Raw genomic sequence first — 24896 nt, 5'->3', positions numbered from 1 at the left:
GAATAGCTTCGCATGACGACAGTCAACCAGTTGGTGCGCAAATCCCGCAGCCCGAAGGCGTACAAGAGCGCCTCGCCGGCCCTGCAGAGCAGCCCGCAGCGCCGCGGGGTGTGCACGCGCGTTTATACGACCACCCCGAAGAAGCCGAACTCGGCCCTGCGTAAGGTTGCCAAGGTGCGCCTGACCAACGGTTTCGAAGTCATCAGCTACATCGGTGGCGAAGGTCACAACTTGCAGGAGCACTCGGTGGTCCTGATCCGCGGCGGTCGCGTCAAGGATCTCCCGGGTGTGCGTTACCACACGGTTCGCGGCAGTCTCGACTGCGCCGGCGTGACCAAGCGTCGCAAGTCGCGCTCGAAGTACGGCGCCAAGCGCCCGAAGAGCTGAGTAAAGGACAAGAATTATGTCGCGTAAAGGTTCCCATCCCGCCCGTGTCGTCCTCCCGGACCCGAAGCACGGAAGCCAGCTGATCGCCCGCTTCATCAACATGGTGATGAAGTCCGGCAAGAAGTCCGTCGCCGAATCGATCGTCTACGGCGCGCTGCAGCACATCGGCGAAAAGCACGCCGAGCCGGTGCAGCTCGTCGAGAAGGCCCTGGGCAACATCGCCCCGGCCGTCGAGGTGAAGTCCCGCCGCGTGGGCGGTGCCACCTACCAGGTGCCGGTCGAAGTCCGTCCGGGCCGTCGCATGGCCCTGGCCATGCGCTGGGTGATCGACGCGGCGCGCAAGCGCGGCGAGACGTCCATGCCGCGCAAGCTGGCCGCCGAACTGCTCGAGGCCTCGGAGTCCCGTGGCGGCGCTGTCAAGAAGCGCGAAGAAACGCACCGCATGGCGGAGGCCAACAAGGCCTTCTCGCATTACCGCTGGTAATTACAGCTTCAGATTGAGGAAAGACCGTGGCACGCACCACTCCCATCGAGCGCTACCGCAACTTCGGCATCATGGCCCACATCGATGCCGGCAAGACCACGACCACGGAGCGCATCCTGTTCTACACCGGCGTCAGTCATAAGATTGGCGAGGTGCACGACGGTGCGGCGACGATGGACTGGATGGAGCAGGAGCAGGAGCGCGGCATCACCATCACTTCCGCCGCCACCACGGCGTTCTGGAAGGGCATGGATCGTTCGCTGCCCGAGCACCGCTTCAACATCATCGACACCCCGGGACACGTCGACTTCACCATCGAGGTGGAGCGTTCGCTCCGCGTGCTCGACGGTGCGGTGTTCGTGCTCTGCGCCGTGGGTGGCGTGCAGCCGCAGTCGGAAACCGTGTGGCGTCAGGCCAACCGGTACAAGGTTCCGCGCCTCGCGTTCGTCAACAAGATGGACCGCACCGGCGCGAACTTCTACAAGGTCGTCGACCAGCTGAAGGCCCGCCTCGCCGCCAATCCGGTGCCGATGCAGGTGCCGATCGGCGCCGAAGACAACTTCGAAGGCGTCGTCGACCTCCTCAAGATGAAGGCCATCAAGTGGGACATGGAGTCCCAGGGCATGAAGTTCGAATACGTCGACATCCCGGCGGACCTCCAGGCGAAGGCCGAGGAAGGTCGCACGGCCATGATCGAAGCCGCGGCGGAAGCCACGGAAGAGATGATGGACAAGTACCTGGGCGGCGACGAGCTGACCGAGGCCGAGATCATCGAGGGCCTGCGCCTGCGCACGCTTAAGAGCGAGATCATCCCGGTCTACTGCGGTACCGCGTTCAAGAACAAGGGCGTCCAGGCGATGCTCGACGCGGTCGTGAACCTGCTGCCGTCGCCGATCGACCGTCCGCCGGTCGAGGGCGTCAACGAGGACGAGCAGCCGGATACCCGTCCGGCCAAGGATGACGCGCCGTTCTCGGCGCTCGCGTTCAAGATCATGACCGACCCCTTCGTCGGCGCGCTGACGTTCTTCCGTGTCTACTCGGGCACGCTGAACGCCGGTGACCAGGTGTACAACCCGGTCAAGTCGAAGAAGGAGCGCATCGGCCGCATCCTGCAGATGCACGCCAACGAGCGTCACGAACTGAAGGAAGTCCGCGCCGGCGATATCGCCGCGGCGGTCGGCCTGAAGGACGTCACGACCGGTGACACCCTGTGCGCGCAGGACCACATCATCACCCTCGAGCGCATGTCGTTCCCGGAGCCGGTGATCTCGATGGCGGTCGAGCCGAAGACCAAGTCGGACCAGGAAAAGATGGGTATCGCCCTCGGCCGCCTGGCCGCGGAAGATCCGTCGTTCCGCGTCCGCACGGACGAAGAGTCGGGCCAGACGATCATCTCGGGCATGGGCGAGCTCCACCTGGACATCCTGGTGGACCGCATGAAGCGCGAGTTCAACGTCGAAGCCAACGTCGGCAAGCCGCAGGTGGCTTACCGCGAAACGATCCAGGCCTCGGACGTCAAGTCGGACTACAAGCACGCCAAGCAGTCGGGCGGTAAGGGTCAGTACGGCCATGTCGTCATCGAGATGTCGCCGATCAGCGATGCCGATCGGGCCGACGAGAAGATCGCCGCTTCCATCAAGGACGACTTCCTCTTCGTCAACGACATCACGGGCGGCGTGATCCCGAAGGAGTTCATCCCGTCGGTCGAAAAGGGCCTCCGCGAGACGATCACCGCCGGTCCGCTGGCCGGCTTCCCGGTCGTGGGCGTGAAGGTGAAGCTGGTGTTCGGTTCGTACCATGACGTCGACTCGTCGGAAATGGCGTTCAAGCTGGCCGCGTCGATGGCGTTCAAGCAGGGCTTCTCGAAGGCTCAGCCGGTGCTGCTCGAGCCGATCATGAAGGTCGAGGTCGTGACGCCGGAAGACTATGTCGGCGACGTCATGGGCGACATCAGCCGTCGTCGCGGCATGCTCACCGGCCAGGAAGAAACGCCGTCGGGCAAGACCGTCAACGCGATGATTCCGCTGGGCGAAATGTTCGGTTACGCGACCTCGCTGCGTTCGCAGACCCAGGGCCGCGCCACGTTCACGATGGAATTCGACCATTACGAACCGGCGCCGAAGAACATCGCCGACGAGGTCATGAAGAAGTCCTGATAAGGGCTTCTTCTTCAACACACAACGTTCTTTTAGAGGTTTAGAGTCATGGCAAAGGGTAAGTTCGAGCGCAACAAGCCGCACGTCAACGTCGGCACCATCGGTCACGTCGACCATGGCAAGACCACGCTGACGGCTGCGCTGACGAAGGTCGGTGCCGAGCGCTTCGGTGGCGAATTCAAGGACTACGGTTCGATCGACGCGGCGCCGGAAGAGAAGGCGCGCGGTATCACGATCTCGACCGCCCACGTCGAGTACGAATCGGCCACCCGTCACTACGCCCACGTGGATTGCCCGGGCCACGCCGACTACGTCAAGAACATGATCACCGGTGCCGCCCAGATGGACGGCGCGATCCTGGTGTGCTCGGCCGCCGACGGTCCGATGCCGCAGACCCGCGAGCACATCCTGCTCTCGCGTCAGGTCGGCGTGCCGTACATCCTCGTGTTCCTGAACAAGGCCGACATGGTCGACGACGCCGAGCTGATGGAGCTCGTCGAGATGGAAGTCCGCGAACTGCTGTCGAAGTACGACTTCCCGGGCGACGAGACCCCGATCATCAAGGGTTCGGCCCGTCTGGCGCTGGAAGGCGACCAGTCGGAGATCGGCGTGCCGGCGATCATCAACCTCGTCGATGCGCTGGACACCTGGATCCCGACGCCGGAGCGCGACATCGACAAGTCGTTCCTGATGCCGGTGGAAGACGTGTTCTCGATCTCGGGTCGCGGTACCGTCGTCACGGGTCGTATCGAGCGCGGCATCATCAAGGTCGGTGACGAAATCGAAGTCGTCGGCATCCGCGACACCCAGAAGACCGTGGTCACGGGCGTCGAGATGTTCCGCAAGCTGCTCGACCAGGGCCAGGCGGGCGACAACGCCGGTCTGCTGCTCCGTGGCCTGAAGCGTGACGACGTCCAGCGCGGCCAGGTTCTGGCCAAGCCGGGTTCGATCAAGCCGCACACCCAGTTCGAAGCCGAGGTGTACGTGCTGTCGAAGGACGAGGGCGGTCGCCACACCCCGTTCTTCAACAACTATCGTCCGCAGTTCTACTTCCGCACCACGGACGTCACGGGCGCCATCAAGCTGCCGGAAGGCGTCGAGATGGTGATGCCGGGCGACAACGTGAAGATGGCCGTCACCCTGATCCATCCGATCGCGATGGACGAGGGCCTGCGTTTCGCCATCCGCGAAGGCGGCCGCACCGTCGGCGCCGGCGTGGTGTCGAAGGTCACGGTCTAAGCAACATCTCCCCAAGGGGAATCGAAGAGGCGAGGGCGCAAACCCTCGCCTCTTTTTTTGCGCCTCACGTTACCCCGGCCCCTTCGGTTGGCCCGCAAACGCGGGCCCATATGTTTTGAGCGGCTTCGCCGCGCCAGTGGCAGGCTCGGCTTCGCCATCGCGTTCGCACTTGGGCGTGACGGCAAGGAGTCGCCGGCCGCCATTTTTCTCGCTAAGTCCTCCTCCGGCCTACGCCTCCGTGCGGAATCGCTCCAAAAACGACGGCCGCCGTCTCCTCCCGGCGTGGCAGTGCCATGAGGAAAAAGCCTAGGCAGTGGCTCTCGTAGGAGCCGCTACAGCGGCGAGGAAACCTCGCGACACCGCAGCACGATCGCCACTTTCGCTCGGTGGAAGTCGACCCTGTCGGCGATGCTCCTGGAAAGCTATCGCATCCAGGGACTGAGTGTTTTCGCAAAGGTGCGGAGCAAGGCATTGAGTTCATGCCTGACCAGGGACGACGAGCGGGGGAGGGTGCAAAACGCTGGTGCATCGGGCTTGCGCATACTTCATGCGCGCGCGTGACGCGTCGTTCCGCTTGTGCCCTACAGGCAATATCAGCATGGCTTGATATGGTCAGGCCATTACCTGCGCTATCGGCCCGATGCGCTACGCAGGCAACCATCGCTTGAAGCGGTGAGAGGCGCGACCCAAGGGTGCTCGAAACACCCCTGGGCCGCTACACAACCAACTGATCGAGAGTTGATTGCGCTATGCACATCATAAGGCACCCGCACGCCCGCCGGTTCCCCGCCGGCGGCATCCAAGCCCACGACCGGGCGGTCCCTCGACCTCGACGCCCCGCCTGATGCCCCGGCGGCGTCGCCAGTCCTAAGATGTTTCTCAAAAGTCGCCCACCCGTCTTTTCCGGCGCGTACACGCATGGGCGGCTGGTAGGACCGGTGGCGCCGCCATTCCCCTACTCGTTACGCAAGGAGCAACCCATGAGCGGGACGATAGACCGTACCCACATCATCAACCCCGAGGCCAGCGTGCACGACCTGATGAACGGCACGATGGAATGGCTGCAACGCACGCAACGCCTCACCCGGCTTTTGTCCGAATTGATCGACGAAGCCGACGAGGTGAAATGCAAGGAGGTGGCGTATGCGCTGGAAACCCTCGATGTAATGACACAAAAAGCATTCGACTGCGCTACGCACGCACACACGCGCATGGTGTGGGAGGAGGCGAAACCGATCACGTCCGCGGCCACTTAGAGGAAGCCCGCCGTGCGCTCGCGCCAGCGATTTTCAGAATCCGCCCATATCAGGTCAAGCCGAAAGCCTCTACCGTAGGCGCCTGATTGTTGTCGGTGGGTGCGTGAGCGCTCGCGTGCCAGATATGGAGTCCCGGTAATGCAGACATCAAGCTTTTCGCACGTCCATGGATCATCGGATGCCTCGGTTGAGCCAGGAAAGAGCCACGCCTCAACCGGGTCGGAAAAATCGTCACGACCGAACGAGCAGCGGTCGAGGGCGAACATCAAGGCCATTCCAGCCGCGATGCGCCAAATGGGCTGGTTTGTATCTGCCGACCTTATGGAGCGCTGGTTTTCTAATGGCGCGTGGGTTCTGCCAAGGGGCTGGAAAGAAGGAACGGATATCAAGGCCTCGCAGCTCTCCTTGGCTCACCTGGATACCCGGATCGTTTCCATGGCATGGGTCATGGGATTTCCGCGTGCACGGGTGGCAGTCAATGAACTGATGAACAAGATCCGCTCGCTTCCCACCATAGATCAGCTAAAAAGGCGCCTGAGGGATTCCGGCTGGAACGGCAGTGGCGTATTGCATCTTGGACACACGGGCATGTCGGCCGTCCAGCTTGACGATATGTGTCAGGTCAATTTTGTGAGTTTCGGTGGCCCTTTTGACACTCTGGACGACATGTATGGCGCGCTGGGAAAAGCTGCGATGAAGATGGCTTTCGTCGGCAGAGCGACCGTCGATCCATCGACCCGGCGGCTACGGTTCGCGATATCGGATATTGCCTTCTACCTCCGCGACACATATGACTTCAACGGCGATCAACCCCTCGGAACGTGGTCAGAGTTCGGGGTGCTTAACAAGAGTGAGGCACTGGCGAACATTCTTCTTGATGGGCTGGGCTTCGGCTGGCATGGCGAACCTATAGGCAGGATCGACAATGCGGTCTTTAGAAGGTATCGCGCTCAATCGGGGTGGGGTGGTGACTTCATCCTGTATTCGAACGTGCTTTGGAAAAAGGTCGATCTGGTAATCGATCTGTCGTGAGAAGGCACGTTGCTATATCTTTGATCGTTCTCACGTTCGGCACGTATGCTGCGTCGGAATGGTGGGAGAGGGCATTGGGAACGTATGTCGAGTCGTTCGACTCTCCTGACGGCTGCTTGCGTGTCGACACCTACCGACCGTTTTGGGTGCTCCCTTCCTTTCTTCACAATGTCCCGCACCCTGATGGCTACTACGAGGGTTACGGATCGCATTGGGATTCGCCGGTATTTAAACGCCTCTACGAGAGATCCACGGGTGAATTGCTCGGGCAGACGATCGTTTTCGACGCCGCTTTTGCCGATTACGGCATCGACTGGGGCGATCCGACTTCCCCGGGTCATCGGGTGATCTCCTCGGCCAGATACGCCCTCGCTACAACGACTCGTTGCGCCGATCCGGAAACGCTATCGCGTTTAAAGGCCGCCTATGAGCGAGGCGAATGGAAGGGGGGCGTATCCTCCAAGGTCGAGAACGGTGCGTGGGTGGGAACCAGCGCTTATCGGCTCGATGAGCGGGTGCGATGATCGCTGTTGGGGACGCGCTGGTGCCGCCAGGGCCGGGAAGATCGTAATCGACGATCGACAGCAGGTCGGAACGGGCTGATCGCGTCCATTCAATCCCCGGCGCGGTGCTTCCTGTCGATCAGTGCTTGCGCCTCATCCATGACCCGCCGATGAGACGTAACCGGGCGGCGATCCTCCAATGCCTCGCGCACCTTGGCACGGAACCACTCGTCATGGGCTTCCGGGGTGAGGGTAAGGCCCGCCGGCAAGCCGCCTTCCTTGGTAACCCGGGTCAGGAATATCCGCACGGCATCCGAGACGGACAAGCCGATATTGGCGAGAGTCTCAGCCGCATCGGCCTTCAATTTCTCGTCTACGCGGATATGGAGCATGGAGGTCTGGGCGGCCATCGTGAACCCCTGGCGTGAATTCAGTTTCTATGCTGTATCTCAATGGAGATACAATCAAGTGCTGAGCCGTGAGATTGTGCAGACGGGCTTCCAATTGCCCGCCACTATAGGTTATAGTCGTCGGGCTATACCTCCCGGACGTTCCATGCGAACGGACGGACCACGCGAAATGAGGCGCACGGAATGTGCTTCGAGTTCGCAGGCAAGGATGCCGAATAGGGTACCAACGGGCCACGGGGCGCAAGCTCTGTTGACCCAACTTGTTGCGTATTCTATACTTTTCTGTCTGGGCAGGCCGTTATAGCGGTCTGCCCGACTTTTTCGGGTCGTTCCGGGTGGCTTGTGCCACTCCAGGGCGGCCCGTTGCGGCACCCGTAGTTAGCAACCTGGGTTGTGCGGGGTGGCGAGAAGCCCCTCCGAATCACAAGAACGTTCTTTCGATAACAGGACACGGTTTTATGGCGAACCAAAAGATTCGCATCCGGCTCAAGGCGTTCGATCATCGTCTGATCGACCGTTCGGCCAGCGAAATCGTCGAGACGGCCAAGCGCACCGGCGCCACGGTCCTCGGCCCGATCCCGCTGCCGACCAAGATCGAGCGCTACACCATTCTGGTGTCGCCGCACGTCGACAAAGATGCCCGCGACCAGTACGAGACCCGTACCCACAAGCGCGTTCTGGATATCGTCGACCCCAACGACAAGACCGTGGACGCGCTCATGAAGCTCGATCTCGCCGCCGGCGTCGACGTGCAGATCAAGCTCGGTTGAGCGGACTAAAGGATACGAAGATGAGTATCGGACTGGTTGGCCGCAAGTGCGGCATGAGCCGGCTCTTCACCGAAGACGGCCGCTCGATTCCGGTGACGCTGATTGAAGCGACCCCGAATCGCGTGACGCAGGTGAAGACCGAAGAAAACGACGGCTACAGCGCGGTGCAGGTCACGGCTGGCGCGAAGCGCGCCTCGCTGCTGACGGCTCCCGCGAAGGGCCACTACGCGAAGGCCAAGGTTGAGCCGGGTCGCGGCCTGTGGGAGTTCCGCCTGAACGCGGACGACGCGGGCAAGTATGAGGTTGGCGCCGAGATCACCGCCGAAGCCGTGTTCACCGTCGGTCAGACGGTCGACGTCGCCGGCGTGTCGAAGGGCAAGGGCTTCCAGGGCACCATCAAGCGTCACCATTTCAAGATGGGCGACGCCACGCACGGTAACTCGCTGTCGCATCGCGCCCCTGGCTCGATCGGCCAGCGTCAGACGCCGGGCCGCGTGTTTCCTGGCAAGAAGATGGCGGGCCACATGGGTGCGGTCAATCGCACCGTGCAGGGCCTGGAAGTGGTCAAGGTCGACGCCGAGCGTCATCTGATCGCGGTCAAGGGCGCAGTCCCTGGCGCGACCGGTGGCGACGTCGTGATCCGTCCGACGACCAAGGGTTGAGGAGAGACGCCATGGAACTTAACGTTATTGGCGCCAAGTCGCTCACCGTGTCGGACGACGTGTTCGGCGGCGAGTACAAGAAGGCCCTCGTGCACCAGGTCGTCACCGCCTACCAGGCGGGCGGTCGTGCAGGCACCAAGGCGCAGCTGTCGCGCGGTGAACTGTCGGGTACCACGAAGAAGTTCAAGAAGCAGAAGGGCGGCGGCGCCCGTCACGGCGACTACCGTGCCCCGATCTTCGTCGGCGGCGGTGTGACGTTCGCGGCCAAGCCGCGCAGCTTCGAGCAGAAGGTCAACCGCAAGGCTTACCGCGTTGCGATCCGTTCGATCATCGCCGAGCTGAACCGTCAGGATCGCCTGAAGGTCGTCTCCGAGCTGTCGATCGACAAGCCCACCACCAAGGGCATGATCGCCAAGCTCGCCGAGCTGGAAGTCAAGGGTCGTGTGCTGCTGGTGTCGGAAGACGCCACCGAGGCGCTCTACCTGTCCGCCCGCAACATTCCGTACATCCACGTCGTCGACGTGCTGGCCCTCAATCCGGTCAGCCTGGTCGGCAGCGACTACGTCGTCATGACAGTGGACGCGGTCAAGAAGGTCGAGGAGTGGCTCGCATGAGCACCGAACGCACGCTCAACACGCTTCGCGCGCCGCACATCTCCGAGAAGTCGGCTCGCCTTGCTGAGAACAACCAGTACGTTTTCGTCGTGGCGCCCGAGGCGACCAAGGCCGACGTCCGCGCCGCGGTGGAACACCTCTTCGACGTCAAGGTCGTGGACGTGAACCTCGTGAACACGAAGGGCAAGGTCAAGTCGTTCCGCTTCCGCACTGGCAACCGCCAGGGCAAGCGTAAGGCCTATGTGCGCCTCGCCGACGGTCACACGATCGACGTGTCGGCCAAGGCCTGAGCCAGGAGTTGAATTGAGATGGCACTGATCACTCACAAGCCGACCTCCCCGGGCCGCCGCGACGCAGTCAGCGTGCGGACCGAAGGTCTGCACAAGGGCGCACCGTACGCGCCCCTGACCGAATCGCAGGCGAAGACCGGCGGCCGTAACCACTTCGGTCGCATCACCACGCGTCATCGCGGCGGCGGTCACAAGCAGGCTTATCGCATCATCGATTTCAAGCGCGACAAGGAAGGCATCGCCGCCGTTGTCGAGCGTCTGGAATACGATCCGAACCGCACCGCGCACATCGCGCTGCTGTGCTACGCCGACGGCGAGCGCCGCTACATCATCGCGCCGAAGGGCGTGGCGGTGGGCGACCGTCTCGTGTCGGGTTCCGACTCCCCGATCAAGCCGGGCAACTGCCTGCCGCTTCGTTCGATCCCGGTCGGTTCCACCATCCACTGCATCGAGATGAAGCCGGGCAAGGGCGCGCAGATCGCGCGTTCCGCCGGTGCCTCGGTCCAGCTGGTGGCCCGCGAGCAGGGCTACGCCACGCTGCGCCTCCGCTCCGGCGAAATGCGCCGCGTGCCGGTCGAGTGCCGCGCCACCATCGGCGAAGTCGGCAACTCGGAGCACAGCCTGCGCAAGCTCGGCAAGGCCGGCGCCAAGCGTTGGAAGGGCATCCGTCCGACCGTCCGCGGCGTGGTCATGAACCCGGTCGACCATCCGCATGGCGGTGGTGAAGGCCGTACCTCCGGCGGCCGTCATCCGGTCAGCCCGTGGGGCACGCCGACCAAGGGTTACAAGACGCGCAACAACAAGCGCACCCAGCAGTTCATCGTGCGTCGTCGCAAGTAATAGGAAACGATCATGCCGCGCTCTCTAAAGAAAGGTCCGTTCGTTGACCTGCACCTCGTAAAGAAGGTGGAAGCCGCCGTTTCCGCCAACAACAAGCGTCCGATCAAGACCTGGTCGCGTCGTTCGATGATCCTGCCGGAGATGGTCGGGCTGACCATCGCCATCCACAACGGCCGCCAGCACGTGCCTGTGTTGATCAACGAGAACATGGTCGGGCATAAGCTCGGCGAGTTCGCGGTGACCCGCACGTACAAAGGCCACGCCGGCGACAAGAAGGGCAAGTGATGAGCACCGAAGCCAAAGCGATCCTGCGCAGCGCCCGCATCTCGGCGCAGAAGGCACGCCTGGTGGCTGACCTGGTCCGCGGCATGCCCGTGGGCCGAGCCAGCGACGTGCTCGCCTTCACCAACAAGAAAGCCGCCCACCTTGTCCGCAAGGTGCTGCTCTCCGCCGTCGCGAATGCCGAGAACAACCTCGGTGCCGACGTCGACGAGCTGAAGGTGGCTCGCATCTTCGTCGACGAAGGTCCGGCGATGAAGCGCATGTACGCCCGCGCCAAAGGCCGCGGCTCGCGCATCCTGAAGCGCACCAGCCACATCACTGTGGTTGTCGGCAACTGACTGGGGTAAGAAACGATGGGTCATAAAGTTCATCCCACCGGTATCCGCCTCGGCATTGCCAAGGACTGGAACTCGAAGTGGTACGCCAATAAGGGCGAGTATGCCCAGTACCTTGCGGCCGACCTGAAGGTCCGCGAGATGCTGCGCAAGAAGCTCGCCGCCGCCGGCATCTCGAAGATCCAGATCGAGCGTCCGGCCAAGACCGCCCGCGTGACGATCCACACCGCCCGTCCGGGCGTGGTGATCGGCAAGAAGGGTGAGGACATCGAGAAGCTGCGCAAGGAAGTCACCGACATGATGGGCGTCCCGACGCACATCAACGTCAGCGAAGTCCGCAAGCCGGAGCTCGACGCCCAGCTCGTCGCCGAATCGATCGCCCAGCAGCTCGAGCGTCGCATCATGTTCCGCCGCGCCATGAAGCGCTCGGTCGGCAACGCGATGCGCCTCGGTGCCCTCGGCATCAAGATCAACGTCTCCGGCCGTCTGAACGGCGCCGAGATCGCGCGCTCCGAGTGGGCCCGCGAAGGTCGCGTTCCGCTGCACACGCTGCGTGCGGACATCGACTACGGCACCGCCGAGGCCAAGACCCAGTACGGCATCATCGGTGTCAAGGTGTGGGTCTACAAGGGCGAGATCTTCGATCTGGCGGCCGCCACGGCCGAGTCGAAGGAAGAACAGCAGCCGCAGCAGTCGTCGCGTCGCGAAGGTGGTGAAAACCGCCGTGAGCGCGGCGAGCGCTCTGCCAAGTAAGGAGCGTTGCCATGTTGCAACCGAAGCGTACCAAGTTCCGCAAAATGCATAAGGGCCGTAACGACGGCCTGGCATTCAACTCCAACCTCGTGAGCTTTGGCGAGTACGGGCTGAAGGCGACGACGCACGGTCAGCTGACCGCGCGCCAGATCGAGGCGGCCCGTCGCGTCATCACGCGCTACGTGAAGCGTAGCGGCAAGCTGTGGATCCGCGTGTTCCCGGACAAGCCGATCACCCGCAAGCCCATCGAAGTCCGAATGGGTGCCGGTAAGGGTGGCGTCGAGTTCTGGGTGGCCCTGATCCAGCCGGGCCGCATGCTTTATGAAATCGAAGGCGTCGACGAGACGACCGCGCGCGAGGCCATGCGCCTGGCCGCGGCCAAGCTCTCGGTCCAGACCCAGTTCGTGTCCAGGGCGGTGATGTGATGGCCATCAAAGAAATCAAGAACAAGTCGGCGGAAGAGCTGAATCAGCATCTGCTGGACCTTCGCAAGGAGCAGTTCAATCTGCGCATGCAGAAGGGCTCCGGCCAGCTCACCCAGCCGCACCAGCTGCGCCGCGTTCGGCGCGACATCGCCCGCACGAAGTTCGTGCTCGGCGCGAAGAAGTAAGGGACGGCTGATATGAGCGATAACCAGAAAACGGCGCGTACCCTCGAAGGCCGCGTCATCAGCAACAAGATGGCCAACACGGTCACGGTGCTGATCGAGCGTCAGGTGCAGCATCCGCTGCTCGGCAAGATCATCCGCCGCTCCACGAAGCTCCACGCGCACGACGAAACCGGTGCGAACGAGGGCGACGTGGTCCGTATCGCGGAGTGCCGCCCGCTGTCGAAGACCAAGCATCACCGCGTGGTCGAAATCGTCACGCGCGCTGAAGTTTAAGGAGAGCTGCGATGATCCAGATGCAAAGCACGCTTTCCGCGGCGGACAACAGCGGCGCTAAGGAACTGATGTGCATCAAGGTGCTGGGCGGCTCGAAGCGCCGTTATGCCAGCGTCGGCGATGTCATCAAGGTGACCGTCAAGGACGCCATCCCCCGCGGTAAGGTCAAGAAGGGCGAGGTGTACAACGCCGTGGTGGTCCGTACCGCCAAGGGTGTGCGCCGTGCCGACGGTTCGCTGATCCGTTTCGACGGTAACGCGGCCGTGCTCCTCAACAATAAGCTCGAGCCGATCGGTACCCGTATCTTCGGGCCGGTTACCCGCGAGCTGCGCAGCGAGAAGTTCATGAAGATCGTCTCGCTCGCGCCCGAAGTGCTCTGAGCGGAGGCCAGACCATGAACCGTATCCGCAAGGGTGATAACGTCGTCGTCATCACCGGCAAGAACAAGGGCCAGCGCGGCGACGTGCTGCGCGTCGACGGCGACCGCGTGGTCGTCTCGAACGTGAACCTGATCAAGCGCCACACCAAGCCGAACCCGCAGGCCAACCAGCCGGGCGGAATCGTCGAGCGTGAGGCCTCGATCCATATCTCCAATGTCCAGCTCTTCAACTCCGCCACGAACAAGGGCGAGCGCGTGGGCACCAAGAAGCTCGAGGACGGGCGCAAGGTGCGCGTGTTCCGTTCGGGCGAAGTGGTCGACGCGTAAGGAACCGAAGTCATGACCCGCCTTGAATCGATGTACAAAGAGTCGGTAATGCAGAAGCTCACCGAGCGCTTCGGTTACCAGAACGTCATGGAAGTCCCGCGCATCACGAAGATCACGCTCAACATGGGCGTCGGCGAAGCCGCCGGTAACAAGAAGATCCTCGAGAACGCGGTCGCCGACATGACCAAGATCGCCGGCCAGAAGCCGATCACGACGAAGGCCCGCGTGTCGGTCGCTTCGTTCAAGATCCGCGACGGTTGGCCGATCGGCTGCAAGGTCACGCTCCGTCGTGCCCAGATGTGGGAATTCCTGGACCGCCTGATCAACATCTCGCTGCCGCGTACGCGCGACTTCCGTGGTGTCTCGGGCCGTGCCTTCGATGGCCGCGGTAACTACAACTTCGGCATCAAGGAACAGATCATTTTCCCGGAAATCGACTTCGATCAGGTCGACGCGCTGCGTGGCATGGATATCTCCATCACCACCACCGCCAAGACCGACGAAGAAGCCAAGGCGCTACTGGAAGCTTTCAGCTTCCCGTTCCGCAACTGATCACAGGTAGAACATGGCCAAGACCTCGATGGTCGAGCGCGACCTCAAGCGCTCCAAGCTCGTCAAGAAGTTCGCCGCCAAGCGCGCCGAACTGAAGGCGATCGTCCTGAGCGCCACCGCGTCGTACGACGAGAAGATGGAAGCCCAGACCAAGCTGCAGAAGCTTCCGCGCGATGCCAGCCCGGTGCGCCAGCGTAACCGCTGCGCCCTGACCGGCCGTCCGCGCGGCGTCTACAGCAAGTTCGGCCTGGGCCGCAACAAGCTCCGCGAAGCCACCATGCGTGGCGACGTGCCGGGCCTGCGCAAGGCTAGCTGGTAAAAAACTCGCCAACGGCGGGTCAAGCTGTTATAGTCGTCGGTCTGCGCAACGCAGACCGACGATTGTCGGCTTTACAATTCAAGATTTCCGGTAATTCGGATATCGGTGCACTCTCAAGGGTTTTCTTATGAGCATGACTGATCCCATCGCCGATCTGTTTACGCGCATCCGCAATGGCCAGGCCTCTGGCAAGTCGGTTGTCCGTATGCCGTCGTCGAAGATGAAGCTGGCGGTTGCCAAGCTTCTGCAGAACGAAGGCTATGTCCTCGACGCCCGTACCGCCGACGAGGCGGGCAAGCCGGTCCTCGAGATCAAGCTGAAGTATTTCGAAGGCCGTCCGGCCATCGAGTCCATTTCCCGTGTCAGCCGTTCCGGTCTCCGCGTCTATCGCGGCAAGGACGAGCTGCCGAAGGTCCTCGGCGGCCTGGGTATCTCGATCATCTCGACTTCCGCCGGTCTCCTGACCGATGCGCAGGCCCGTGCCAAGGGTCTGGGCGGCGAAGTCATCGGCCAGGTGGCGTAAGGAGTCCCGACATGTCACGTGTAGCCAAGAAGCCCATCACCCTCCCGAAGGGCGTCGAACTCTCGGTCGCCAACGGCACCGTCACCGTCAAGGGCCCGAAGGGCACCCTGACCACCCATGAACTGCCGGGCGTCTCGTTCCAGCAGGAGAATGGCGTGGCGAACATCGTCCTCGCCGACGGCGCCGACGACAAGTTCGGCGGCACCGCCCGCGCCATCGTCGCCAACATGGTCCATGGCGTCGCCAATGGCTTCGAGAAGAAGCTCGAGCTGGTCGGCGTGGGTTACCGCGCGCAGCTCACCGGCAAGTCCGTCAACCTGTCGCTGGGTTATTCGCACCCGGTCGTGTTCGACGCGCCGGAAGGCATCACCATCGAAGTCCCGACGCAGACGGAAGTCCTCGTGAAGGGCGCCGACAAGCAGCTCGTGGGCCAGGTGGCAGCGAAGATCCGCGCATTCCGTTCGCCGGAGCCCTACAAGGGCAAGGGCGTCCGCTACGCCGGCGAGACGATCATCCTGAAGGAAGCCAAGAAGGCCTAATCGGCCTATCCGCTTCCTGGAGACAAGACGATGAACAAGAACGAATCCCGCCTGCGCCGCGCCAAGTCGACCCGCGCCCACATCCGTGAGCTCGCCGTCGCCCGCCTGAGCGTGCACCGCACCGGTCAGCACATCTACGCCCAGGTCTTCGCGCCGAACGGCACCGTCGTGGCAGCCGCCTCGACCGTGCAGAAGTCGGTGGCCGAAGGCCTCAAGAGCAAGAAGAACGTCGAAGCCGCCAGCACCGTTGGCCGCATCGTCGCCGAGCGCGCCAAGGCCGCCGGCATCGAGGCCGTCGCGTTCGACCGCTCGGGTTTCCGTTATCACGGTCGCATCAAGGCTCTCGCCGACGCGGCGCGTGAGGCCGGCCTCAAGTTCTAAGAGGCGTCAGGCCACGGCATCGGCCTCCAGGGGCCGGTGCCGCCCGATGTAACTACAACTCCAAGCGGCGACCGAGCCGTAAACAGAAGTCCCGGCTCCGCCGGGCTATCCAGGAAAAGAGATGTCCTCGACAGATCGCGAAAATTCGGACGGCATGCTTGAAAAGCTGATCGCCGTCAACCGCGTGGCCAAGACCGTCAAGGGTGGCCGCCAGATGAGCTTCACCGCGCTGACCGTGGTCGGCGACGGCGAGGGTCGCGTGGGCTTCGGTTACGGCAAGGCCCGCGAGGTGCCGGTCGCCATTTCCAAGGCCATGGAGCGCGCCCGCCGCAACATGGTGAGCATCGAACTGAACAACGGCACGCTGTGGTACGCCATCAAGGCCAACCACGGTGCGGCCCGCGTCTTCATGCAGCCCGCTTCCGAGGGTACCGGCGTCATCGCCGGCGGTGCCATGCGCGCCGTGCTCGAAGTGGTCGGCGTGAAGAACGTGCTCGCGAAGGCCGTCGGCTCGCGCAACCCGATCAACCTCGTCCGCGCGACGATCAAGGGTCTGCAGGCCGTCGCCTCGCCGAAGCGTATCGCCGCCAAGCGTGGCAAGACGATCGAAGAGGTGCTGGGCAATGGCTAAGAAGAACGAAACCGCCGCCGCCGGCACCGTCCGCGTGCGCCTGGTCAAGGGCTTGCGCGGCGTACAGGGTCGTCATCGCCTGAGCGTCAAGGCCCTCGGCCTGAACAAGCTCAACGATGTGCGCGAACTGAAGGATAGCCCCCAGGTCCGTGGCCTCATCAACACGGTCTACTACCTGGTCCGGGTCGAGGAGTAAGCATCATGCGTCTTAACGACATCAAGCCCGGCAAGGGCGCCCGCAAGACCCGCACCCGCGTCGCCCGCGGTATCGGCTCCGGCCTCGGCAAGACCGCCGGCCGCGGCCACAAGGGTCAGCACGCCCGTGCCGGTAACACGCACCGCGTCGGTTTCGAAGGCGGCCAGATGCCGCTGCAGCGTCGCCTGCCGAAGGTCGGCTTCCGCTCGCTGAAGAAGGCCGATACGGAGCAGGTCATGCTCTATCAGCTGGCCTCGGTCCAGGCCGACACGATCGACCTGATCGCCCTGCACGCGGCCGGTCTCGTGAGCAGCCGCGCCAAGAAGGTCAAGGTGGTGCTGAAGGGCGAGATCAACCGCGCCGTGAAGCTCCAGGGCGTGCTTGCGACGGCCGGCGCCAAGGCGGCCATCGAAGCCGCCGGCGGCAGCGTGGAGTAATCAAGTGGCTGCAGCGCAGGGCACAACGCTCGGCTCGCTGGGCAAACTGACGGAACTGCGTCAGCGCATCTTTTTCCTCATCGGTGCGCTGATCGTCTTCCGCCTCGGTTCGTTCATTCCCGTTCCGGGCGTGAACCCCGACGCGATGACGAGCCTGGTCGAGGGCGGCGGCGGCCTGCTGAACATGGTCAACATGTTCTCGGGTGGCTCGCTGTCCCGCTTCTCGGTATTCGCTCTCGGCGTGGTGCCGTACATCTCGGCATCGATCGTGGTGCAGATGATGGGCTCGGTCATTCCGTCGCTCCAGGCGCTGCGCAAGGAAGGCGAGGCGGGTCGTCGCAAGATGACCACGTACACGCGCTTCGGCACGGTCGGTCTGGCGGCATTCCAGGCTTTCGGCATCGCCGTGGCCCTGCAGAAGCAGGTTGCCGCGGGCGGGGCGCCGGTGGTCTACATGCCGGGAGCCGGCTTCGTCATGGCATCGGTCGTCGGCCTCACCGCCGGCACCATGTTCCTGATGTGGCTGGGCGAGCAGATCACGGAGCGGGGCATCGGCAACGGCATCTCGATGCTGATCTTCGCCGGTATCGTCGCGGGGCTTCCGGCCGCCATCGTCCACACGCTGAGCATGGCGAACAACGGCGAGCTGTCGGTCCTGAAGCTGTTGATGGTCCTGGCGGTCATCCTGGCGGTCACGGCGTTCGTGGTGTTCATGGAGCGCGCCCAGCGGCGCATCACCGTGAACTACGCGAAGCAGGGCAGCCAGCGTCAGTTCCAGCGCCAGACCTCGCACCTGCCGCTGAAGATCAACATGGCGGGTGTGATTCCGCCGATCTTCGCGACCAGTCTGCTCCTGTTCCCCGCGACCGCGGCGACCTGGTTCGGCTCTGCCCACCAGTCCCGCTGGCTGCAATGGCTGACCACGGCGCTGAGCCCGGGTGAGCCGGTCCACGACATCGTGTTCGCGGTGCTGGTGATCGGATTCGCCTTCTTCTATACGGCGATCGTGTTCAACTCGCAGGAAACGGCCGATAACCTCAAGCGTTCGGGTGCGCTGATTCCGGGCATCCGTCCGGGTCGCGCCACGGCGGACTATATCGATGGCGTCATGACCCGGCTTACCGGCGTCGGCGCGATCTACATCGTCCTGGTCTGCCTGGTGCCTACGTTCATGCAGAACGCCTGGCACGTCCCGTTCTATTTCGGCGGCACTTCGCTGCTGATCGTGGTGGTGGTGGTGATGGACTTCACGGCTCAGGTCCAGGCCCATCTCGTCAGCCACCAGTACGAGAGTCTGCTTAAGAAGTCGAATCTCCGTCGCAGCTGAGACGCGACGGAAGCCCCAGGTAGGGGGAGGCCGCGGCGCCTGGCGCCGCAGGACTTCCCGTTTAGGTTAATTACGGTTAGAATTGCGCGTTTACCGCGCACGAAACGCATCGGAGACAGTACATCATGGCGCGCATCGCGGGTGTCAATTTGCCGGTCCAGAAGCATGTCTGGGTTGGCCTGCAGAGCATTTATGGAATCGGCCGGTCGCGGGCCAAGAAGGTTTGCGTCGACGCGGGCGTGGTTGCGACCACCCCCATCAAGTCGCTGAGCGAAGGCGAGGTGGAGAAGATCCGCGCCGAAGTCGCGAAGTACACGGTCGAAGGCGACCTCCGCCGCGAAATTGGCATGGCGGTCAAGCGTCTCATGGACCTTGGTTGCTACCGTGGCCTGCGCCATCGTCGCGGCCTGCCGGTGCGCGGCCAGCGCACGCGTACCAACGCCCGTACCCGCAAGGGTCCGCGTCGTCCGATCAAGAAGTAACGGATACCGATTATGGCTAAGCCGGTTAAGACCAAGAAGAAGATCAAGCGCGTCGTCACGGATGCCGTGGCCCACGTGCAGGCTTCTTTCAACAACACCATCGTCACGATCACCGACCGCCAGGGCAACGCCCTGTCGTGGGCGACCGCAGGCGGCGCGGGTTTCCGCGGCTCCCGCAAGTCGACCCCGTTCGCTGCGCAGGTTGCCGCCGAGAAGGCCGGCCGCGCTGCCGGCGACTACGGTGTGAAGACCGTGGAAGTGCGCATCAAGGGCCCCGGCCCGGGCCGCGAGTCGGCCGTGCGCTCTCTGAACGCGTTGGGCTACAAGGTGCTCAACATCATCGACGTCACGCCGATTCCGCATAACGGCTGCCGTCCCCCCAAGAAGCGTCGCGTCTAAGGAGCATAACCATGGCCCGTTATCGTGGAGCTACCTGCAAGCTGGCGCGTCGTGAAGGTGCCGACCTCGGTCTGAAGAGCCCGGCTCGCGCGCTTGATTCCAAGTGCAAGCTCGAAAACAAGCCCGGTCAGCATGGCGCCAACAAGCGCGCCCGTCTGTCCGACTATGCCGTGCAGTTGCGTGAGAAGCAGAAGGTCAAGCGCATCTACGGCGTGCTCGAGCGTCAGTTCAGCAACTACTACACCAAGGCTTCGACCCAGAAGGGCAACACGGGTGAAAACCTGCTTCGCCTCCTGGAAAGCCGTCTCGACAATGTCGTCTACCGCATGGGTTTCGCGGTCACCCGCGCCCAGGCTCGCCAGCTCGTGGCCCACAAGTCCGTCACGGTCAACGGTAAGAAGGTCAACGTGCCCTCGTACCACGTCCGTCCGGGCGACGAGGTCTCGCTGACGGAGAAGGCCCGCACGCAGTTGCGCGTGCAGGAAGCGGCGACGATCTACGACACGATGGACCTGCGTCCGTCGTGGGTCGAGGTCGACAGCAAGAAGTTCGCGGGTACGTTCAAGGCCGTCCCGGATCGTGGCGATCTGCCGGCCGATATCAACGAAGCCCTGATCGTCGAGCTTTACTCGAAGTAATCCACCGGAGCCTTGCATGGCAGTTTCGTCAACTAGTGTGCTGCGGCCTCGTGGCCTCAGCGTCGAGCAGCTTGGAGCGAACCGCGCGAAGGTGGTGGTCGAGCCGCTCGAGCGTGGCTTCGGTCACACCCTGGGCAACGCGCTGCGTCGCGTGCTGCTCTCTTCGATTCCGGGCAGCGCGATCGTCGAGGTCGAAATCGACGGCGTGCTGCACGAGTACACCACCCTGGAAGGCCTGCAGGAGGACGTGATCGAAGTCCTGCTGAACCTGAAGGACGTCGCCATCCGCCAGCATACCGGTGACGAAGTCACCCTGACGCTGGCCAAGAAGGGCAAGGGCGTGGTCACCGCCGGCGACATCGCGGTCGACCACTCCGTCGAAATCGTCAATCCGGAGCATGTGATCTGCCACCTCACCAAGGATGTGGCCCTGAACATGCGCCTGAAGGTGCGTCGTGGCGTCGGCTACCAGCCGGCCAGCGCGCGCCAGCATCCGGACGACGAGACGCGCCCGATCGGTCGCCTGCAGCTCGACGCGTCGTTCGCGCCGGTCCTGCGCGTCGCTTACGAAGTGGACGCCGCTCGTGTCGAGCAGCGCACCAACCTCGACAAGCTCGTGCTCGACATCGAGACGAACGGCACCATCGGCGCCGAAGACGCTGTCCGCAAGGCGGCCGAAATCATCAACGACCAGCTGTCGGTCTTCGGCGACTTCTCGCGCCGCGAGAGCGATTCGACCAAGGCGGAGAAGGGCGGTTTCGACCCGCTGCTGCTGCGCCCGATCGACGACCTCGAACTGACGGTCCGTTCCGCGAACTGCCTCAAGGCCGAGAGCATCTACTACATCGGCGACCTGGTCCAGAAGACCGAGGTCGAGCTGTTGAAGACGCCGAACCTGGGCAAGAAGTCGCTGACGGAAATCAAGGACGTGCTGGGCGGGCGTGGTCTCGCGCTCGGCATGAAGCTCGAGAACTGGCCGCCGCCGGGTCTGTCCCACGGCATGCAGCTGGGCTGATGTTCCACGGGGCGATCGCCTTTCGATCGCCCCGATTCTTTGCGCCATCCGGCGGATGCCTCGCGCATTTCCACCGGCATTCCAAAGCGGTCCATAGAGACCGTGCTCTTATAACGAGGCGTTTTGAGAGCCTCGAAAAGCGGGTAACCGCGGGAAGCCGGCCCTCCTGGCCGTCTTTTCATAACAACAGACCTTAGAGAGTAAACGCCATGCGCCACCAGAAATCCGGTCGCAAGCTCAACCGCACGAGCAGCCACCGCGAAGCCATGTTCAAGAACATGGCCGCGTCGCTGATCAAGCACGAGCTGATCCGCACCACCCTTCCCAAGGCCAAGGAACTCCGCCGCGTCGCCGAGCCGCTCATCACGCTCGCCAAGACCGACGGTGTCGCCAACCGCCGCCTCGCTTTCTCGCGCCTGCGCGACAAGGAAGCCGTGGGCAAGCTGTTCGAGCTCGGCTCGCGTTACCGCGAGCGTCCCGGCGGCTACCTGCGCATCCTGAAGTGCGGCTTCCGCCCGGGCGACAATGCGCCGATGGCCTACGTCGAGCTGGTGGACCGCCCGGCCAAGGCCGACGCCGTCGACGCCGAGTAAGGCTTCCGGCCTGATCGATCGAGAAACCCGGCAGGGCGACCTGCCGGGTTTTTTCGTTTGCGGGAGCCGCTCCAGCGGCGATGGGTGCTCGCGGCACGCTGGCCCGCTGCCGCGGGATCGCCGGCATAGCCGGCTTCCACAAGGGGTGGCGTCTCTTGCCAAGTGCCTGTCTTGGTTGCAAAAGAAACTTCAGGCGAGGACTTACAACTATCTCCACAAAGCGTTAACGTGGGTGTCCCGCATCGCAGCATCCCACGCATGAGCCTCCTCCGTACCTGGTCCTTCCGCGCGCGTTACCTTGCCGGCTTCCTCGTCTGCGCCGGTCTCATGGCGTTCGCCCTGTACGCGCAGTACGCGATGCACCTCGATCCGTGCCCGCTGTGCATCTTCCAGCGCATCGCCGTGTGCTTCATGGGTCTGTTCTTCCTCGTCGGCGGGCTGCACGCGCCACGGCGCACGGCCGGTCGCGCCGTCTACGCGGTCCTCATCGCGCTGGGCGGACTCTGGGGCATCGCCACGGCAGGCCGGCATCTCTGGCTGCAGTCGCTGTCCCCGGACCAGGTACCGGCCTGCGGTCCCGGGCTCGGCTACCTGTTCGATGCGTTCCCCTTCACCAAGATGCTGAAACTCGCCTTCACCGGTTCAGGCGAATGCGCCAAGGTCGAACCGATCCTGGGCATCCCCATGCCGGGCTGGACGCTGTTCTGGTTCGTCGTGCTCATCGTCTGGGCCTTCCTCGCCATCCGCCGTTCCGTTCGTTGACTTTCCCCACGCAGGCAGCACCGTCATGCAACACTCCCTCAAAGCCGTAACTCCCCCGTCCGCCGATTGGACGCCGGGCTCGTGGCGGTCGAGGACCGCCCTCCAGCAACCGAGCTATGAAGACGCCGCCGAACTCGAGCGTGCGCTTGGCCAGCTTGGCGAGTTGCCGCCGCTGGTCACGTCCTGGGAGATCCTCGCGCTGAAGCAGCGGATCGCCGAGGCGCAGGAGGGCGAACGTTTCCTGCTCCAGGGCGGCGACTGCGCGGAAAGCTTCGCCGACTGCACCAGTCCGATCATCTCCAACCGCCTGAAGGTGCTGCTGCAGATGAGCCTGGTGCTCGTGCATGGCCTGAAGAAGCCGGTACTGCGCGTCGGCCGCTTCGCGGGCCAGTATGCGAAGCCGCGCTCGGCGGATACGGAAACCCGCGACGGCGTGACCTTGCCCGCGTTCCGCGGCGACCTGGTCAACAGCCCCGAGTTCACCGCGGAAGCCCGCCGCGCCGATCCGCAGCGCCTCATCAAGGCCCACGCACGCTCGGCGATGACGATGAACTTCGTTCGCGCGCTGATCGACGGCGGCTTCGCCGACCTGCACCATCCGGAGTACTGGGATCTCGCGTGGGTGGAGCATTCGCCCCTCGCGGCCGAGTACAAGCGCATGGTCGCGAGCATCGGCGATTCGCTGCGCTTCATGGAAACGCTGGCCGGCCAGTCGATCTCCAGCTACTCGCGCGTGGATTTCTACACCTCGCACGAAGCCCTGCTGCTGCACTACGAGGAAGCGCTCACCCGTCGCGTGCCGCGCCAGGAAGGCTGGCTGAACCTGTCGACGCATTTCCCGTGGATCGGCATGCGCACGGCCGCACTGGACGGCGCACACACGGAATATTTCCGCGGCATCCGCAATCCGATCGCGGTGAAGGTGGGCCCGACCGTCCAGCCGGACGACCTGCTGCGCCTCATCGACGTGCTCAACCCGGGCGAGGAGCCGGGTCGCCTGACCCTCATCCATCGCATGGGTAACGACAAGATCGCCACCCAGCTGCAACCGCTCCTGGAGGCGGTGAAGCGCGAGGGCCGCCGCGTGCTGTGGGTGGCCGATCCGATGCACGGCAATACGGAGAGCACGAGCAATGGCTACAAGACCCGGCGCTTTGCGAACATCGCGGGCGAACTCGACCAGGCGTTCGACATCCACGCCGCGGCGGGAACGCGCCTCGGCGGCGTGCACCTGGAGTTGACGGGCGAGAACGTCACCGAATGCCTGGGCGGCGCGCGCGGCCTCGTGGAACAGGACCTCAACCGTGCCTACAAGTCGATGGTGGATCCACGCCTGAACTACGAGCAGTCGCTGGAGCTCGCGATGCTGATCGTTCGCAAGTCTGGCGGGATGCTCTGACATGAACTCGCGTTAGCGAGCTAACCGATGTCGACGTGCCTGGCGAGTGCCCATGCGACATGTTCCCTTACCATCTCCGAGGGATGATCGGCACGTGCACGCAACGCGGCGACGATCTCGTCCCCATGCGGCGCGTTGCCGAGTCCGACGGCGAGGTTGCGCAGCCAGCCTTCGTAACCCGTCCGCCGGATGGCCATGCCTTCCGTACGCGAGAGGAATTCCTCTTCGCTCCATGAAAACAGTTCCACCAGCCTGGGGCCGTCCAGGCTGTGGCGCGGCGCGAAATCGGGCTCCGTCGCTTCCTGCGCGAATTTGTTCCATGGACAGATCAGCTGGCAATCGTCGCAGCCGAAGACGCGGTTGCCCATGGGCTCGCGCAGTTCCACGGGGATGCTGCCCTTCAGCTCGATGGTGAGGTACGAGATGCAGCGACGCGCATCGAGACGGTAGGGCGCGACGATGGCCTGGGTGGGGCAGATGTCGATGCAGCGGCGGCAGCTGCCGCAGTGGGCGCTCGCCGGTGCGTCGATCGGCAACGGCAGGTCGGTGTACAGCTCGCCGAGGAAGAAGTACGAGCCGGCGCGCTTGTTGATCAGCACGGTGTGCTTGCCGATCCAGCCAAGGCCCGCGTTGCGGGCGATCGCCTTTTCCAGCACCGGCGCGGAATCGACGTAGGCGCGGTACTGGAAGCCGCCGATGCGCTCTTCGATGCGGGAGGCGAGCTTCTGCAGGCGGTTGCGCATGAGCTTGTGGTAGTCGCGGCCCAACGCGTAGCGGGCAACGTAGGCTTTCTCGCCGTCGCCGATCACATCCCACGCATTCGGCATGCCGGGTGGGACGTAGTCCATGCGCAGGGAGATCACGCGCAGCGTGCCAGGTTCCAGTTCCGCCGGGCGGCTGCGGCGGGTGCCGTGGCGCGCCATGTAATCCATCTCGCCGTGGTTGCCCTCCGCCAGCCAGCTCTCGAGGTGCGCCTCGTCGTCGCCGAGATCGGTGCCGGCGATGCCGGCGTCGGCGAAGCCGAGTTCGCGCGCCCAGCGCTTGATGTCGGCGGCCAGGGCGGCGTAGTCGATGGGGGAGGGGACGGACATGCTCCCTATT

38 protein-coding genes are annotated in these 24896 nt (G+C 63.7%); 36 read left to right on the top strand and 2 right to left on the bottom strand.

Features of this window, described 5'->3' with window-relative positions:
* Positions 1-12: 12 nt before the first annotated feature.
* The 7 genes from rpsL (at position 13) to HBF32_RS09375 (ending at position 7078) form a co-directional block, all read left to right on the top strand.
* On the top strand, positions 13-387 hold the full coding sequence (rpsL, locus tag HBF32_RS09405) for a 30S ribosomal protein S12 (RefSeq protein ID WP_036115505.1): 375 nt from the start codon (positions 13-15) through the stop codon (positions 385-387).
* A gap of 16 nt (positions 388-403) precedes the next feature.
* Entirely contained in the window at positions 404-871 is a 468-nt protein-coding gene (rpsG, locus tag HBF32_RS09400) for a 30S ribosomal protein S7 (RefSeq protein ID WP_036115503.1), read from the top strand.
* Positions 872-897: 26 nt separating this feature from the next.
* Complete coding sequence (gene fusA, locus HBF32_RS09395; protein WP_166699385.1) at positions 898-3027, top strand: elongation factor G; 2130 nt, start codon at positions 898-900, stop codon at positions 3025-3027.
* Between the two features lie 48 nt (positions 3028-3075).
* Positions 3076-4266 carry an elongation factor Tu gene (tuf, locus tag HBF32_RS09390; protein WP_166699384.1) on the top strand — a complete coding sequence of 397 codons (1191 nt, stop codon included), beginning with the start codon at positions 3076-3078 and terminating at the stop codon, positions 4264-4266.
* Between the two features lie 980 nt (positions 4267-5246).
* Positions 5247-5522 (top strand): hypothetical protein, encoded by a 276-nt coding sequence (locus tag HBF32_RS09385; protein ID WP_166699383.1) that lies wholly within the window; start codon positions 5247-5249, stop codon positions 5520-5522.
* A gap of 138 nt (positions 5523-5660) precedes the next feature.
* Positions 5661-6554 (top strand): DUF6402 family protein, encoded by an 894-nt coding sequence (locus HBF32_RS09380; protein ID WP_166699382.1) that lies wholly within the window; start codon positions 5661-5663, stop codon positions 6552-6554.
* Between the two features lie 20 nt (positions 6555-6574).
* Positions 6575-7078, top strand: coding sequence for a hypothetical protein (locus tag HBF32_RS09375; protein ID WP_205287729.1), 504 nt, complete (start codon positions 6575-6577; stop codon positions 7076-7078).
* A gap of 89 nt (positions 7079-7167) precedes the next feature.
* Here the strand turns inward: HBF32_RS09375 and HBF32_RS09370 are convergent, their stop codons facing one another.
* Positions 7168-7467 (bottom strand): type II toxin-antitoxin system RelB/DinJ family antitoxin, encoded by a 300-nt coding sequence (locus tag HBF32_RS09370; protein ID WP_166699380.1) that lies wholly within the window; start codon positions 7465-7467, stop codon positions 7168-7170.
* A 458-nt stretch (positions 7468-7925) separates the two neighbouring features.
* Here HBF32_RS09370 and rpsJ point away from each other — a divergent pair, with 458 nt between their 5' ends.
* From rpsJ to HBF32_RS09225, 29 genes are all read left to right on the top strand, one after another.
* Entirely contained in the window at positions 7926-8237 is a 312-nt protein-coding gene (gene rpsJ, locus HBF32_RS09365) for a 30S ribosomal protein S10 (protein ID WP_014402136.1), read from the top strand.
* Between the two features lie 20 nt (positions 8238-8257).
* On the top strand, positions 8258-8899 hold the full coding sequence (gene rplC, locus HBF32_RS09360; protein ID WP_072322771.1) for a 50S ribosomal protein L3: 642 nt from the start codon (positions 8258-8260) through the stop codon (positions 8897-8899).
* 11 nt (positions 8900-8910) lie between these two features.
* Positions 8911-9513, top strand: a complete 603-nt coding sequence (rplD, locus tag HBF32_RS09355) for a 50S ribosomal protein L4 (protein WP_166699379.1) — start codon at positions 8911-8913, stop codon at positions 9511-9513.
* Positions 9510-9803 carry a 50S ribosomal protein L23 gene (gene rplW, locus HBF32_RS09350; protein WP_046967254.1) on the top strand — a complete coding sequence of 98 codons (294 nt, stop codon included), beginning with the start codon at positions 9510-9512 and terminating at the stop codon, positions 9801-9803. The genes rplD and rplW overlap by 4 nt, the downstream gene beginning before the upstream one ends.
* A gap of 18 nt (positions 9804-9821) precedes the next feature.
* The gene (gene rplB / locus HBF32_RS09345; protein WP_166699378.1) at positions 9822-10643 is read left to right on the top strand and encodes a 50S ribosomal protein L2; all 822 of its coding nucleotides are present in this window, start codon (positions 9822-9824) and stop codon (positions 10641-10643) included.
* 12 nt (positions 10644-10655) lie between these two features.
* On the top strand, positions 10656-10928 hold the full coding sequence (gene rpsS / locus HBF32_RS09340; protein ID WP_029213892.1) for a 30S ribosomal protein S19: 273 nt from the start codon (positions 10656-10658) through the stop codon (positions 10926-10928).
* Positions 10928-11263 (top strand): 50S ribosomal protein L22, encoded by a 336-nt coding sequence (gene rplV, locus HBF32_RS09335; protein WP_029213891.1) that lies wholly within the window; start codon positions 10928-10930, stop codon positions 11261-11263. The genes rpsS and rplV overlap by 1 nt, the downstream gene beginning before the upstream one ends.
* 15 nt (positions 11264-11278) lie before the next feature.
* Complete coding sequence (rpsC, locus tag HBF32_RS09330) at positions 11279-12013, top strand: 30S ribosomal protein S3 (RefSeq protein WP_166699377.1); 735 nt, start codon at positions 11279-11281, stop codon at positions 12011-12013.
* Positions 12014-12024: 11 nt separating this feature from the next.
* Positions 12025-12438: a 50S ribosomal protein L16 gene (rplP, locus tag HBF32_RS09325; protein WP_166699376.1), complete on the top strand. Its 414-nt coding sequence runs from the start codon at positions 12025-12027 to the stop codon at positions 12436-12438.
* The gene (rpmC, locus tag HBF32_RS09320) at positions 12438-12623 is read left to right on the top strand and encodes a 50S ribosomal protein L29 (RefSeq protein WP_166699375.1); all 186 of its coding nucleotides are present in this window, start codon (positions 12438-12440) and stop codon (positions 12621-12623) included. Before rplP ends, rpmC begins: the two co-directional genes overlap by 1 nt.
* A gap of 12 nt (positions 12624-12635) precedes the next feature.
* Entirely contained in the window at positions 12636-12896 is a 261-nt protein-coding gene (gene rpsQ, locus HBF32_RS09315) for a 30S ribosomal protein S17 (protein WP_166699374.1), read from the top strand.
* Between the two features lie 11 nt (positions 12897-12907).
* Positions 12908-13276: a 50S ribosomal protein L14 gene (gene rplN / locus HBF32_RS09310; RefSeq protein WP_072322777.1), complete on the top strand. Its 369-nt coding sequence runs from the start codon at positions 12908-12910 to the stop codon at positions 13274-13276.
* A gap of 14 nt (positions 13277-13290) precedes the next feature.
* Complete coding sequence (rplX, locus tag HBF32_RS09305; RefSeq protein WP_166699373.1) at positions 13291-13602, top strand: 50S ribosomal protein L24; 312 nt, start codon at positions 13291-13293, stop codon at positions 13600-13602.
* A gap of 12 nt (positions 13603-13614) precedes the next feature.
* Positions 13615-14154, top strand: a complete 540-nt coding sequence (gene rplE, locus HBF32_RS09300) for a 50S ribosomal protein L5 (RefSeq protein WP_166699372.1) — start codon at positions 13615-13617, stop codon at positions 14152-14154.
* A 13-nt stretch (positions 14155-14167) separates the two neighbouring features.
* Positions 14168-14473: a 30S ribosomal protein S14 gene (gene rpsN / locus HBF32_RS09295; RefSeq protein WP_166699371.1), complete on the top strand. Its 306-nt coding sequence runs from the start codon at positions 14168-14170 to the stop codon at positions 14471-14473.
* Between the two features lie 127 nt (positions 14474-14600).
* The gene (gene rpsH, locus HBF32_RS09290) at positions 14601-14996 is read left to right on the top strand and encodes a 30S ribosomal protein S8 (protein WP_166699370.1); all 396 of its coding nucleotides are present in this window, start codon (positions 14601-14603) and stop codon (positions 14994-14996) included.
* Between the two features lie 11 nt (positions 14997-15007).
* Positions 15008-15535: a 50S ribosomal protein L6 gene (gene rplF, locus HBF32_RS09285; protein ID WP_166699369.1), complete on the top strand. Its 528-nt coding sequence runs from the start codon at positions 15008-15010 to the stop codon at positions 15533-15535.
* A gap of 30 nt (positions 15536-15565) precedes the next feature.
* Complete coding sequence (rplR, locus tag HBF32_RS09280; protein ID WP_090054978.1) at positions 15566-15916, top strand: 50S ribosomal protein L18; 351 nt, start codon at positions 15566-15568, stop codon at positions 15914-15916.
* Positions 15917-16037: 121 nt separating this feature from the next.
* Positions 16038-16547, top strand: coding sequence for a 30S ribosomal protein S5 (gene rpsE, locus HBF32_RS09275; protein ID WP_072322784.1), 510 nt, complete (start codon positions 16038-16040; stop codon positions 16545-16547).
* Entirely contained in the window at positions 16540-16743 is a 204-nt protein-coding gene (rpmD, locus tag HBF32_RS09270; RefSeq protein ID WP_166699368.1) for a 50S ribosomal protein L30, read from the top strand. Before rpsE ends, rpmD begins: the two co-directional genes overlap by 8 nt.
* A gap of 5 nt (positions 16744-16748) precedes the next feature.
* On the top strand, positions 16749-17180 hold the full coding sequence (gene rplO, locus HBF32_RS09265; protein WP_166699367.1) for a 50S ribosomal protein L15: 432 nt from the start codon (positions 16749-16751) through the stop codon (positions 17178-17180).
* Between the two features lie 4 nt (positions 17181-17184).
* Positions 17185-18507, top strand: coding sequence for a preprotein translocase subunit SecY (gene secY / locus HBF32_RS09260; RefSeq protein WP_166699366.1), 1323 nt, complete (start codon positions 17185-17187; stop codon positions 18505-18507).
* Positions 18508-18632: 125 nt separating this feature from the next.
* Positions 18633-18989, top strand: coding sequence for a 30S ribosomal protein S13 (rpsM, locus tag HBF32_RS09255; protein ID WP_166699365.1), 357 nt, complete (start codon positions 18633-18635; stop codon positions 18987-18989).
* Between the two features lie 12 nt (positions 18990-19001).
* The gene (gene rpsK / locus HBF32_RS09250; RefSeq protein ID WP_007513384.1) at positions 19002-19388 is read left to right on the top strand and encodes a 30S ribosomal protein S11; all 387 of its coding nucleotides are present in this window, start codon (positions 19002-19004) and stop codon (positions 19386-19388) included.
* Positions 19389-19399: 11 nt separating this feature from the next.
* On the top strand, positions 19400-20026 hold the full coding sequence (rpsD, locus tag HBF32_RS09245; protein WP_029213873.1) for a 30S ribosomal protein S4: 627 nt from the start codon (positions 19400-19402) through the stop codon (positions 20024-20026).
* Positions 20027-20042: 16 nt separating this feature from the next.
* Positions 20043-21041 (top strand): DNA-directed RNA polymerase subunit alpha, encoded by a 999-nt coding sequence (locus HBF32_RS09240; protein WP_029213872.1) that lies wholly within the window; start codon positions 20043-20045, stop codon positions 21039-21041.
* Between the two features lie 209 nt (positions 21042-21250).
* Positions 21251-21634 (top strand): 50S ribosomal protein L17, encoded by a 384-nt coding sequence (rplQ, locus tag HBF32_RS09235; RefSeq protein ID WP_166699364.1) that lies wholly within the window; start codon positions 21251-21253, stop codon positions 21632-21634.
* Positions 21635-21892: 258 nt separating this feature from the next.
* Positions 21893-22396 carry a disulfide bond formation protein B gene (locus HBF32_RS09230; RefSeq protein ID WP_166699363.1) on the top strand — a complete coding sequence of 168 codons (504 nt, stop codon included), beginning with the start codon at positions 21893-21895 and terminating at the stop codon, positions 22394-22396.
* 25 nt (positions 22397-22421) lie between these two features.
* Positions 22422-23795: a class II 3-deoxy-7-phosphoheptulonate synthase gene (locus HBF32_RS09225; protein ID WP_166699362.1), complete on the top strand. Its 1374-nt coding sequence runs from the start codon at positions 22422-22424 to the stop codon at positions 23793-23795.
* Positions 23796-23815: 20 nt separating this feature from the next.
* Here HBF32_RS09225 and queG read toward each other — a convergent pair whose 3' ends face one another.
* On the bottom strand, positions 23816-24886 hold the full coding sequence (queG, locus tag HBF32_RS09220) for a tRNA epoxyqueuosine(34) reductase QueG (protein WP_166699361.1): 1071 nt from the start codon (positions 24884-24886) through the stop codon (positions 23816-23818).
* Between the last annotated feature and the right edge of the window lie 10 nt (positions 24887-24896).

Origin of the sequence: Luteibacter yeojuensis, assembly GCF_011742875.1 — a bacterium.
GTDB classification, from domain to species: Bacteria; Pseudomonadota; Gammaproteobacteria; order Xanthomonadales; family Rhodanobacteraceae; genus Luteibacter; species Luteibacter yeojuensis.
The sequence above is the reverse complement of the archived record's forward strand: the minus strand, read 5'-3'. Positions and strand labels throughout refer to the sequence as shown.